General features: G+C 67.2%; 9 protein-coding genes and 1 pseudogene. 5 read left to right on the top strand and 5 right to left on the bottom strand.

Annotated features, from left to right (window positions below):
* Positions 1–943, bottom strand: a 943-nt coding sequence (locus ACGFNI_RS32240; RefSeq protein WP_393688727.1) for a hypothetical protein, incomplete at its 3' end; no start/stop codon positions are given.
* A 1,208-nt stretch (positions 944–2,151) separates the two neighbouring features.
* On the bottom strand, positions 2,152–3,099 hold the full coding sequence (locus ACGFNI_RS32235) for a hypothetical protein (protein WP_393688725.1): 948 nt from the start codon (positions 3,097–3,099) through the stop codon (positions 2,152–2,154).
* 396 nt (positions 3,100–3,495) lie between these two features.
* Between ACGFNI_RS32235 and ACGFNI_RS32230 the strand changes: the two genes are divergently transcribed.
* The 3 genes and pseudogenes from ACGFNI_RS32230 (at position 3,496) to ltrA (ending at position 6,898) form a co-directional block, all read left to right on the top strand.
* A complete protein-coding gene (locus ACGFNI_RS32230) occupies positions 3,496–4,356 on the top strand; it encodes an IS5 family transposase (RefSeq protein WP_393688724.1) in 861 nt (286 codons plus the stop codon).
* Positions 4,357–4,943: 587 nt separating this feature from the next.
* Positions 4,944–5,189, top strand: a pseudogene (locus ACGFNI_RS32225) (reverse transcriptase N-terminal domain-containing protein); the annotation flags it as partial.
* Positions 5,190–5,248: 59 nt separating this feature from the next.
* Complete coding sequence (gene ltrA, locus ACGFNI_RS32220) at positions 5,249–6,898, top strand: group II intron reverse transcriptase/maturase (RefSeq protein WP_393688723.1); 1,650 nt, start codon at positions 5,249–5,251, stop codon at positions 6,896–6,898.
* A 51-nt stretch (positions 6,899–6,949) separates the two neighbouring features.
* On the opposite strand, the gene ACGFNI_RS32215 is transcribed toward ltrA, so the two are convergent.
* Entirely contained in the window at positions 6,950–7,663 is a 714-nt protein-coding gene (locus ACGFNI_RS32215) for an alpha/beta fold hydrolase (RefSeq protein ID WP_392667564.1), read from the bottom strand.
* A 145-nt stretch (positions 7,664–7,808) separates the two neighbouring features.
* On the opposite strand from ACGFNI_RS32215, the gene ACGFNI_RS32210 reads away from it, so the two are divergent.
* Complete coding sequence (locus ACGFNI_RS32210; RefSeq protein WP_393688721.1) at positions 7,809–8,516, top strand: hypothetical protein; 708 nt, start codon at positions 7,809–7,811, stop codon at positions 8,514–8,516.
* A gap of 63 nt (positions 8,517–8,579) precedes the next feature.
* Complete coding sequence (locus ACGFNI_RS32205) at positions 8,580–8,906, top strand: hypothetical protein (protein ID WP_393688719.1); 327 nt, start codon at positions 8,580–8,582, stop codon at positions 8,904–8,906.
* Positions 8,907–9,119: 213 nt separating this feature from the next.
* Here the strand turns inward: ACGFNI_RS32205 and ACGFNI_RS32200 are convergent, their stop codons facing one another.
* Entirely contained in the window at positions 9,120–9,533 is a 414-nt protein-coding gene (locus tag ACGFNI_RS32200) for a hypothetical protein (protein ID WP_393688717.1), read from the bottom strand.
* A complete protein-coding gene (locus ACGFNI_RS32195; RefSeq protein ID WP_393688716.1) occupies positions 9,533–11,494 on the bottom strand; it encodes a hypothetical protein in 1,962 nt (653 codons plus the stop codon). Before ACGFNI_RS32195 ends, ACGFNI_RS32200 begins: the two co-directional genes overlap by 1 nt.
* Between the last annotated feature and the right edge of the window lie 481 nt (positions 11,495–11,975).

Genomic DNA, 11,975 nt, shown 5'->3' with positions numbered 1-11,975 from the left:
CCGATGACTTGGAGGCCACCCGTGACGACACCGACGACCGACGATCTTGCCGCCGGATGCCACAGCCTCGTACTGCGGCTGCCCGGCACGGCGGAGGCGGTGGGATCTGCGGACCTGCGGCTGGAGGAGGTACGGGCGCATCGGGCACCTGTGGTACGGGGCGGCCTTCATCGGACGGCGCCGGTGTCTCGTTCCCCTGAGGGGGTTCGGTTGGCCGCGGGTCGCGTTGCTGCTCCGGTTCGTCCGGGGCCGGAGCAGTCTGTACTGCGGGCTGGTCGGTGGGCTCCGCTGCTGGGGCACCGGTGTCCGGAGGTGTGGTCGAAGCCGGGGCGGCATGGCGCTGCGTGGGCTCGTCGGCCCGTTCGGCGGATTGGGTCGTGCCTTCTTGCTGCTCGGCCGGGAGCGGCAGTTTCACCGGTGGCGGAGCGCTGGTGGGGCGGGGTACGGGAGGCGGGGCGGGCCGGCGCCGTGGCGGTGTGGGATGCGGGAGAGGGGCGGAGCCGTGCTGCGTGCCCCAGCGCTCCACCTGCCACGGTTCCTTGACCCACAGCTGCAGTTCGATCCAGCCGCGTTCGGCGGCCTTGTGTGCGCCGTCCGCGTCCTTCGGGAAGAGCTCCCAATAGCCGTAGCCGAGGAACATCCCCGAGGACGCTTCCGCGCCGATCCACTCCCCCGCCTTGCAGCGCACCGCGACGTTGACCTTCACCGGCCGGCCCTCGATGAGGACCGGGTGGCGGGCTGCGTACCTCACCACGTGGCTGTCGCCCCGGGCAGATGGCTCCGCCGTGCTCGCCGGCCCCCACACGGCGTGCGGGATCGCTCTGGCCTTCCCGTCGAGCATCGCCTGGGCCAGCTGGTGGGCGGTGGCCGGACCGGCGCAGAACTCGTCCCACGCGATGTTCCGTTGACCGCTCGGTGCGACGGCGGCGAACTGCGCGACCATCTCAGGGTCGTTCTTAAGGTTCTCCAGGAGCTGGACGATGCGCTTGGCAGAGGCGATTGCCGGCCCGCGGAGTGAGCTGATCGTGGGCTTGCCTCCCCCGCCGCTTGCCCGTGGTGGCCGCGGGGAGTTACCTCCCTTGGCGCCACTCCGGGTGCCGGGCCGCCCCAGGGGCGGACACTTCAACCTCCACTGCCCGTCGCGCCGGACAACGGTGCCCTGTGAGGAGTCCACCAGTTCTTTGCCGCGTCGCGGCAGATCGAAGTTGCAGCTGAGCTTGTGCTTGCGCCCCGGCATCGTGAAGAAGTGCGAGGCACGGGAGTCAGGGTCGTCGGCGTTCGCGGTTCTCGCCGAGACGTCAACGCCGCAGCCTCCGCAGCCCGGCCCTCTCCTGAGCAACCTTCAACGCCTGACGGGCAGGACGGCCGTCCCCGAAGGCGACTCCGCGTACGTAGTAACGCCAGGCATTCCACTTCTGAACCTTCGCAACGCTGAGCATCCCGGCAGCGAACACCTGCTCTGAACTGCAACGAAAGCCCGACCTCGTGAGGCGGGAGGGTTCACCGGAACTTCACCGCCGATCCCGCCGGACGGGCATCTGCGGCGACGACATGCCCGCCAGGCGAACACCGCCCGGGGCCCGGCGAATGCTGCGCGACAGCCAGCCCCACCCACCTCACGCGCCTCAAAAGCGCCAAGTAACCGACTCCAGCGGCATCCAGCGCACCTTCACGTACCGCTACCCCGGACGACGGCCAAGGACGTTCCCCCCCTCACTCGTCACCACCGACCCGCACCCGAGCAAGACACCTATCGCCTCCGGCAATGCCGGGGGCTTCGTGCTTCCTGGAGGACCGAACTGCCGGCCTACGAAGCCCTGCCCCGTTTCACCACCGACCTGGACCGCCTCACCCTGGAACAGCGCCGCAAATTCCGCCGGGCCGTCACGGCCTTCGTCCACGACCTGCGCGCCGATGGACGTTTCCGCAGCGGCCTGCGCATCAAGCACGTCAGCGGGTTCCCCGGCATCTACGAGCTCACGTGGTCCATGGGCGCCGGCCCCGCAGGACGCGCGACTTGGCAGTACGGGCCCGCACGCCGCCCCGGCACACCGCACGTGATCTGGCGACGCATCGGCACCCACGACGTCCTCACCGGCCCGTAGCCCGAGCCTCGGACGCCGACACCCTGCTGCGCCGCGCTCCGCAGGGCTACGAGGTCGCCAGCTGACTAGCCCGAGCGGGGCGACTGTCGATTGCGGTGCGCAGACGCGCCGCGATCGGCCGGTACGGCTGCACGAAGCCCGGGTCCTGGAGCTGCTCAGGTTCAGGGAGCTGCTGGTATGGGGCGGGCCAGCGTTCGTGGGTCACCCAGCCGAGAGGGCGCAGCCCGACGCGGTCCATGTCACGGTCGATTGCTGCCAGGTACGCCGCGTCGACGGGGAGTTTCCGTTGACTCTGCCAGATCAGCCCGTCCAGGGGGACTGGCAGGTGGTTGAAGAGGAAGGACAGGCAGCGGTCCCGCAGGACAGCGGCGCTCTGCTCGGGGCTGAGGGGCACACCCCGTTCTTCGCGGCTCTCCGGCAGGAAGACCCGGCAGTCGGTGTGAGGGAAGTCGTCCACTTCTCCGAGAGCGACGAACGTCGTGGCTGCCTCCCTGACGGGGTAGGCCCATCCCCCGTACGGCATCAGGACGATCAGGTCGTAGTCGGGCCGCGCGGCGTTCACGGCCGCTTGCAGCAAGCTGCGGTCCCGCTCCGGGAAGCCACGGGTGGGGCGCGCCTTACCCCTTGTTTCCCACATGCAGGTGTGCCTCGCCAGCGTGCCCCGGTCCGAGGGCGACTCCCACAGCACGATGGTCTCCGGCTCAGGTGAGGCGACCGGCTGCGGCTTCTTGCGCCCACGGCGAATGAAGGCCAACTCCCAGTAATCTGCGACTTCCTGGAGCAGGAGAACGCGCTGTCCGCTGTGCGCAAGGGCAGCGGCGATCCCGCCGACGAGCTGGTGAAGGTTGCCGGACCGTTCGGCAAGGAACTGCAGAACATGGGTGCCGGGCGTTTTGGTCGTCGCCTGGCGGGCGCGCAGCGCGGTGGTGTACTTCCCGCCGCTACGGGTGTCGTTGCGAGCGGCTTGAGCGGCGGTGGGCTGGTGCTTTGGCATGACGTATCCCCTGCCAACCAGGCCACGCCCCCGGTCGGCTCGTACGACTGCCGTTGACACGACGGACTGAAGAGCTGGAGCGCGGGCCTCGGAAGACCTTGACCGACCGCATCCGGGACGGCGTGGTACCGGAGGTGGCGGTGAGCGGCAGTACGCGACTAGCCAGGCAGGAGGGTAGCCCAGACAGCAACGGCATTTGGGGAGGCAGGGCCGCATTTCGCCCGATCGAGAGGGGGCCTGCCCAGCTCGCTAGGCGCGTCTGTCCACTCGGGGATTCCGCGAACGCGACCTATGCCGGATCGGGGCCTGCGAGTGCAGTGGAGCGTCGAACTCGATCGCTCCTTCGCCTGGGGCCTGTATCGAAAGTGGATCTTGCCCCATGAATGATCTTCATTCATGGGGCGGGGTGATCTCACTGATGAACAGTGGGCGGTGTTGGAGCCGTTGTTGCCGATGGGGACGAAGGCGGGGCGGCCGCCTGTCTGGCCCCGGCGGCAGTTGATCGACGGCATACGGTTTCGGGTCCGAACGGGCGTTCCGTGGCGGGACGTGCCCGTCGAGTACGGCCCGTGGGGCAGGATCTACGACTTGTTCCGCCGATGGCAGCGAAACGGCACCTGGCACCGGGTCTTCAGCCGGCTCCAGTCCCTGGCTGATGCGAAGGGTGCGATCGTGTGGGATCTGAGCGTCGATTCCACGGTGTGCCGCGCCCATCAGCACGCGACTGGAGCCCGGAAGCAGGGTGACCTTCAGAAGGAACCGCCGGGTGGTGTCTTCACCGAGCCCCGTGATCATGGACTGGGACGCTCTCGTGGCGGGTTCACCACCAAGGTGCACCTGGCCGTCGAGCAGGGCCAGAAGCCCATGTCGATCGTGGTAACGGCCGGGCAGCGCGGCGACTCGCCGCAGTTCGAGCCTGTGCTGAGGAAGGTCCGCGTGCCCCGCCTCGGGCCGGGCACGCGGACCCGCGTCCGCCCCGATCGAGTGCGTGCTGATAAGGCGTACGCCTCCCGCAAGAACCGCGCTTACCTGCGTCGCCGAGGGATCCGCTGCACCATCCCGGACAAGGTCGACCAGGCGCGCCACCGCAAACAGCGCGGCTCTCGCGGCGGCCGGCCGCCGAAGTTCGACCCGGTCGACTACCGTGAGCGCCACGCGGTCGAGTGTGGGATCAACCGCCTCAAGGTGCGACACGAAGTCGCACACGTTAAGTGGGAAAGCCACGAAGGAAGGAGACATGTGCTGACCCCGGATTAGTGTCCAAAATCCGTTCCCGCGCTCACATGCGTCGCCGGTAACAGCGGGGTGTGAAGCTGAGCGTTCAAGCCCAAGGGTTCCCTGGCCATCGGGGAATGACAGGCGAGGGAAAGGTTGGACGGGTGAACCGCGTGAACCCCTGTTGATGTCTCGTAAGGTTGAAGCCGCCCGATGGTTCGTAATCAGTGGCTACAGGACTCGGCGTTGGAAGACGCCAGGCGACTCTCGGAGATTTGAGACCGGGAGGAGGACACCGCCGGTTCCGGGATATAGGGGGCACCCACCCCAGCCGCAACTTACGTGTGTGGAACGTGGAAACCCCGTTGGAGTCCGGGCTTTGGCCCGGTAAGCCAACCGTAAGGAAAGCCCAACTCTCCAGCGGGAACAGGATGGCCCAAGAAGCGAATGCCGGTCGATCGAAAGGTCAGAGGAAAATCCTGGAGTCCTTCAACGCAGGACATAACTCGCCGGATACAGGTCTCAATGACCTGACCCGAAAGGGTGCCCACGTGGGCCGGGTGAGTCTTTGAACCATCCCGAGTAATGACGCCAGAACCTGCCGGGCAAGTTAGATACGAAGGAGGAACATGCGACAGACAGCCTCCACTGCCGGCCGCGCCTCCGGAGTGAACGGACCGCAGGGCGAACCACTGGACTGGCACAGCATCGACTGGGCCAGCGCTGAGGGAAACGTACGGCGCCTGAGACAACGGATCTTCAAGGCGACACAGGAAGGGGACCTCAAGAAGGTCCGCAATCTGCAAAAGCTCATGCTGCGCAGTCGTAGTAACACGCTCGTGAGCGTGAAACGGGTGACACAGCAGAGCAAGGGCCGTAAGACAGCAGGCATCGACAGGGAACGAGTACTCACCCCCCCCAGGCGCGCGCTCGCATGGCGGTCGAAATCGACCAACAAACCCAACCCTGGAGAGCCAGGCCCGTCAAGAGGGTCTATATCCCGAAGAGCAACGGAAAGCAACGGCCGCTCGGTATCCCGGTCATGCGTGACCGAGTAATCCAGGCACGCGTAAAGAACGCGCTGGAGCCCGAGTGGGAAGCCAGGCTCGAATCACGCTCCTATGGATTCCGACCTGGCCGCGGATGCCACGATGCCATCCAGGCGATCTTCAGCACCGCGAAGGGCAGGGCGGCCAAGCGTCAGTGGGTACTCGACGCCGACCTGGCGGCAGCGTTCGACCGCATCGACCATGACCACCTGCTTGATGGCATCGGCGGCTTCCCCGCCAGGGAACTCGTCCGCCAGTGGCTCAAGGCGGGAGTGGTCGACAACGGATGCTTTACTCGCACCGACGAGGGCACACCTCAAGGTGGAGTGATCAGCCCCTTGCTGCTCAACATTGCACTTCACGGGATGGAGGAAGCCGCGGGCGTCCGGTTCGCAACCCGCAAAGGAACAGTTATGTGGGCCGCGAAATGGACACCGATTCTGGTGCGTTACGCCGACGACTTTGCCGTGTTCTGCACGAGCAAGGAAGAGGCTGAGACGGTCAATTCGCAACTTGGTATCTGGCTTGAACCCCGAGGGCTTCGCTTCAATGAAGAGAAGACACGAATCGTCCATCTGTCGGAAGGATTCGACTTCCTCGGCTTCAATGTCCGACGCCATGGCGACAGCCTGATCATTACGCCCAGCAAGGATGCGGTGAAGAGAATCCGGAATCGACTGCGCTCCGAGATGCAGGCTCTCCTCGGGCAGAGCATTACAGTCGTCCTGCGTAGACTCTCCCCTATCGTCAGGGGGTGGTCTGCGTACTACCGGACGGTGGTATCCAGCAAGACATTCTCAGCGCTGGACAGTTATGTGTGGACGCTCACCTACAAGTGGGCCAAACGCACCCACCCGAAGAAGTCGAAGCACTGGATCGTTAGCAAGTACTTCGGCAGACTCAACCGGTCCAAGAACAACAACTGGGTCTTCGGTGACCGCACTACAGGTGCACACCTTCCCAAGTTCGCTTGGACCAACATCAGAAGACACCAGTTAGTCAAGGGAAAGTCCTCACCTGACGATCCCACGCTCGGCGACTACTGGAGCCAACGCCGCAAGACGCGAACACCCCCACCGATGGACAGAGTCAGCCTTACTCTGGCAGCCCGTCAGAGAGGACTATGTCCAATCTGTGGTCAGGCGCTCATCGTCGGCGCGGAATACGAGCCGGACAGTCCACGCGAGTGGATCGACTGGTTCGACGCGATGAAGAAGCGGTTGCACAAACACCACTTCACCTACCGGCGAGACGGCGGATCTGATGAGGTCAAAAATCTTCGACTCGTTCACTCCGAGTGCCATCGCCAGCATCATGCGGGCGATGGCAGCAACAAACAGCAGATTCTGTGCAGCCCTTGGGCTTGCTTGAGCCGTGGTGCTTGGAAACAGGCATGCCCGGTTCTGAGGGGGCCGGGTCATGGCAACATGACCCGGCTACCCGACAGGTACCGCGCCGTCGCCACGCGATACGACAAGCTAGCGGTCCGCTATGAGGCGACCGTCCTCATAGCGGCCATCGGCGAATGGCTGTGACCAGCACACATCAAGCGCGTCCAAAACCAGCCCGCAGGCATGGAGGTGCTCTCACTCCACGGCAGCATTGAGGAGAATCTGCGCCAGCTCGCGCGGCTGGGAGAACATCGGCCAATGGCCGGTGTCCATCTTGACCAGCCGCCAGCGCTTGCTGTTCAGCAGCTCAGCCACATCTTCGTCGGGCTCGGCGTCGTCAGGCTCGGCCCCCGGCATCACGCACAGGATGTATGTCGCCGGAAGTTCACCGAGCGGCCCCGCCAGCACAGCGGGCTCGGTCAGCGTGGCACCTGGGTGAGGCGTCGAGCCACGCACGAGGCGTGCGATCTGCTCATCGGTGAGACCCTCGCCGTCGTAATGAGCAGCTGGCGCGAGCGGCCAAAACCCTCCGCTCTCGGCGATCGATGCCTCCACTGCCGCCCCGCCGTCCGGCCAGGCGGAGACAAACGACTCGCCGTCAGTTGGAACACTTGAGTCGACGAATACTACGCGGGCCAGTCGGTCACCGATCCGCTCCGCGGCCTGACCTACTGGGATGCCCGAGTAGCTGTGACCCACCAGGACTACGTCACGCAGACCCTGGCGTTCTACCTCGGCAACGATGTCCTGGACGTGAGTCGCTTGCCCCGCCGGTACACCCTGCTTGTCAGCAAGACCGGACAGCGTCAACGGATAGACGCCGTGGCCAGCCGCGCGCAGATACGGCACCACCTCGCCCCACGCCCACGCCCCGAGCCGTGCACCTGCAACCAGCACGAAATTCACCATGCCCGCACCGTAGCCGGGCAGCCTGACGATCTCCTAGAAAATACTTTCGATACACGCCCTAGTCCTGGCCCGCGACCGGGGAGGGCGCCGATGGCGCCTGGCCGACACCTGCGTCGCCTGCGCGGCCGCCACCGAACAGGCCGCCGTGGTCCCCGACACGCAGCTCACCGCTCCCCCGGCGGCATGCTGCACCCCATCCCGCTCGCAGAAGCCTCCTACACCGGGCCTCGAAGACCACCTGCGGGTACGGGAGATGCTCACCTACCTCTCCGCCACCCTCCCCCGCTTCTCCTCCCCCACCGCCCGCCTCCTCGCCCTGCAGTGCGCGCTGCGCGCCGACTCCTACGGCCGGGTCCACCTGCCCGGCGGTCTGCTACGCAGCATGCGCCTGGCCGGGTACGCAGCCCCCTGGCATGAACTCGCCCACGCCGACTGGCTGCACTACTCCTCCCCCACCACACGACGAGCGCACGGCGGCGTGACGGCGCAGTTGCTGGACGCCTGCGTCCTCACCCAAGCCCCCACCCGCAGCGGTCGTGCCCGCGCCGCCCACTGGGCGCTGCACCTGATCCCGCTCGCCACCGCGCGGGAGGCACCGCCCGCCGTGCAACTCACCGCGCTGGCACTGGCCGCGCACACCGCCGGGCGATCGGGCAGCGCGGAGGCGGACCTACTCACCCGCCTGTGCGGGCCTCAGCCAGGTAGAAGATTTGCTCGACCGCCTCACTCGCGCCCGCCTCCTGAACAGCTGGCAACACGCCGCGGATCTTGGCGAGCTGCGCTGGCAACTGGCCGCGAGTCAACCCCCTGCGGCCTCCTGACAAGCGGGCGTCCAGAGCACTTCGCCAAATAGACCATCCGCGTTGGCTCCAGCATCTCGGACGTCGCGCTGTTGGCCGGGCCACAAGAGCACCTGATGGCTCGACATGGCGCCGCGTCAGCCAGTCCAGCAGCACAGCTGATCCGACGCAGCCACCCGCTGTCCCTCGCTCACAGCGGACCAGACACCGGCACCCACTACTGCGTCGACCGGCTCGCCGCGGGTATCAAACCGATCATCGAGACCCTCGTCGCGCACCGCGCCAGCTTCGACGTCGACCGGCTCGCCGCAGGCATCAGACCGGCCGTCGAAGCCTTCGCCGCGGCCTCCTGCCTCCGCGGCCCGGCCCTCCCCCAGCGCTGCCGCCGACCCCCGTCCCAGGACCACCACCCTCAACCACACCCGCCCGCCCGCGCCGCCTGACCACCACCGGCGAGCAGCAGACCAGCCTTGGCCGAGAAGGGGCGGCCGTTGGCCAGCAGGCGGGCAGGCCCCGTGCCGGGGCCCTGCTGGTCAGTCGGGTGCCGGTCCCGGCCCGGCTATGCCCTTCGCAGCACGTGGGCCCCCAACACCGTACTTTCGGTGCGGGGGCCCACGTCTGTTTCCGGTGCCGGCCGTAGTTTCGGCCGACGGGGGTCAGGTGCGCTGGCGTGGCATGCGCGTCCGGTGCACGAGCAGGATGCCGAGGCGGGCGGCCACGGTCCTTTCCAGGGTGGAGACGACGTGGCCGGGAGTGGCGTCAGGCAGCGGGATCACCCAGTACTCGACCCACTCGTCCCGCTTCGACGTGCTGCCGTTGACGTGCTGACTGAGCCTGGTCGCGGCGGCTCCCCGGTTCAGAACCCGGGTGGGGGCGGTCTTCCCGCAGTAGCAGGCGTTGCCGTTGCGGTTGACCGCGATGTAGATGGCCTTGTCCTCGTACTCGGAGTCCTCGCCGATGGGGATCGGCTCGGGCTGCGGTTCGACGAGCCACTGGCCAGCGAGCCGGGTGAGCATGGCGTACCGGGCGTCGATGATGGCGACGACGCCGGCCCAGGTGGTGTTGGTCATCAGCGCGGCTCGTCCTCGGAGATGCGGGCGAGGTCCTTGTCCATGAAGTTGAGCTGCTTGAAGGACGGCTCCACGACGGTCCAGGAGAGTTCGGTGTCGGTGCCGTTCTTCTTGCGCATAGCGATCAGGTCGTCGAGGTTGGCGGCAGCCGTGGTGAGGGACGCCTGGAAGGCCGTGAGGGCCTTGTCCTCGAGTTCGGTGGCGGTGGGGTCGTTCTGGTAGCCCTCGGGGGCGAACCCCTGGTTGGCGGCGAGGCGCAGGTGAGCGTTGAAGTCGCTGCCCTTCCAGTCGTCGCGCTCGACGAGGTGGCCGGCGGCCCACCACCGCGGGCGCAGGCCGGCCCGGATCCGCTTGATCGCGTCGGCGAGCATCTGCCGGCCCTCCTTTTTGTCGAGGACGGTCTTGATGACCGTGCCGACGCCGGCGCGCATGACCTTGATGCCACCGACGATCTGCTCGGCGGAACCGCCGGGGGCCAGGAGGTAGCCGCTGGTGACAAGGGTGACCATGGCGATCACACCGAGGAGCAGCCGGTCGGGGATGTCGTTGTCTGCGCGCTCCAGGAGGTCGTTCACGGCCTGGTCGTTGTCGATGTTCTCGACGGTCCACTCGTGGTCGGTGAGGGCCTGCCACAGGCAGCCGGTGTCCAGCGCGGTGCGCACGGGCGCCATCTTCTCCTTGGGGAGGCTGGAGTGCGAGCGCAAGCCGAGTTCGACGATCGGGCCGCTGCGGTGGGAGACCTGGAGGCGGCGCTTGTCGAGCTTCGCGGCCATGATCGCGTTCAGCCTGGGCTCCTTGCGGGTGAGCTGCTGGACGACGAACGTGAACCGCAAGTCACGGAAGGCGGGGTTGAGTCCGAGGGATTTCATGGCGTCGGTAACGTCGGCGCGGCCGAGGAGGACGTCCCTCACGGCCTGGGCGTTGTCCCCGAGTTCGCCAGCGTCGAACAGGGCGGTGACGATCTCTTCGGCGGTGACGCCGTTCTGCGAGGACGCGTCGAACGGCCTCACCCCGATGTTCATTCGCATCAGCAGCGAGCGGACCGCGACAGGGAAGCGCCGCATGCCCATGTCCGGGTTGTCGTCGGTGTAGCCGACGATGACCTGCACCGGGACGGTCATCGCGTTGAGGAGCTTGGCGGCCTGGTCGCGCTTGGCACGGGCGGCCTTGCTCGTGCCGGTGGCGGCGTTGATGTCGCGGTGGGCGTTCTTGACGATCTCCCGGACGAGATCCCGCCGCTCGGCCAGGGGAAGCCGCATGAGGTGGGACGGAAGCAGCGGGACCGGGTCCTTCGCGGTGGTGGGGCTGATAGAGCTGGCCGGGATCTTGATGCCGGCGGTGCAGGACGCCCAACGGCTATTGCCGTCGACGATGTTCAGGTCGTCGACGGGGTGGCGTCCGGGATCGAGAAAGGTGGCGGGGACGGCCGTCAGGGGCCGCTCCACGATGCGCCGGCCGACCTCCTGCGGGTTGTTCCCCCTCACGCGCATGGACGCCCGGTCGATGGCGGCGAGGAGGTCGTCCATGGCGTCGGCGTAGACGAGGGTGGCGTCGGTCTCGTGCGCGGTGGGCATGGACAGAACCCGCTGGTCATCGCTGGCGTCCGGGTCGGCCGCGTAGTGGGCCTTGTCGAGGAGCCGATCGTTCTCGATCGCGGGAGACAGCAGCAGCGTGTACGCGCGGTAGGTGATGACGCTCAGCCAGCCGGTCTCGACGCGGTGGCACTCCAGGCGGGCGCCTTCGAGGAGTCCGGGCTCGACCGCTCCGAACGCGATCCGGCGGACGGCTGCGGGAGAGATCTGGACGTCGCGGTGGCTCTCGAGGAACCTGATCGCCTTGGTGGTCTTGCTGACCGGCTCGACACGGTGCTCAAACGGCGTCGAGCGGTCGCCGGAGCGGATGTCGATGACCTCGATGCCGTCGATGTCATCGTGCTCGTCGGGAATGTCGATGGTGCTCACAGGGCCTCATTCGCATGGGCCGGCGCGAGGTGGGCTCGCGGCCGGTGATCGGCGTACGCGAGCAGAGCGCCATCGGAGCGCAACGCACCCGTGCCTGCTCGGTGAAGACCGCGGTCCGTCACTGGGCTGACCCGGCGTCGCTTCAGTGACCTGTCGGCGGAATCCGGGTACCCGCCCGTGACATGCAGGCGACGTACTCAGGTCTTGCCGGTGGATACCGCGGTGTCCACCGGCTGCACAACAGGCCGCCCTCAGCGGCGGCGATGGTAAGAGCGTACGCTCCTCCGAGCGAGCGCAGCACGTGAGTTGACGGCCTTTCCGATCTGACAGGCCGTGACCTGCACGCTCGAGCCCGACGGCCCGTCAGGGGCTGGGCGAGGGTTGCCCACCGTGCAGCCGGGCCACCTCAACAGCCGCTCTGCTGGGGCGCACGGCTCTGGAAGCACGGCGCCGTACGGCGGCCGAACCCTCGGGCCGGGCC

This window comes from Streptomyces sp. NPDC048644 (assembly GCF_043199105.1).
Taxonomy (GTDB): Bacteria; Actinomycetota; Actinomycetes; order Streptomycetales; family Streptomycetaceae; genus Streptomyces.
This window is presented reverse-complemented; position numbering and strand designations above follow the sequence as displayed.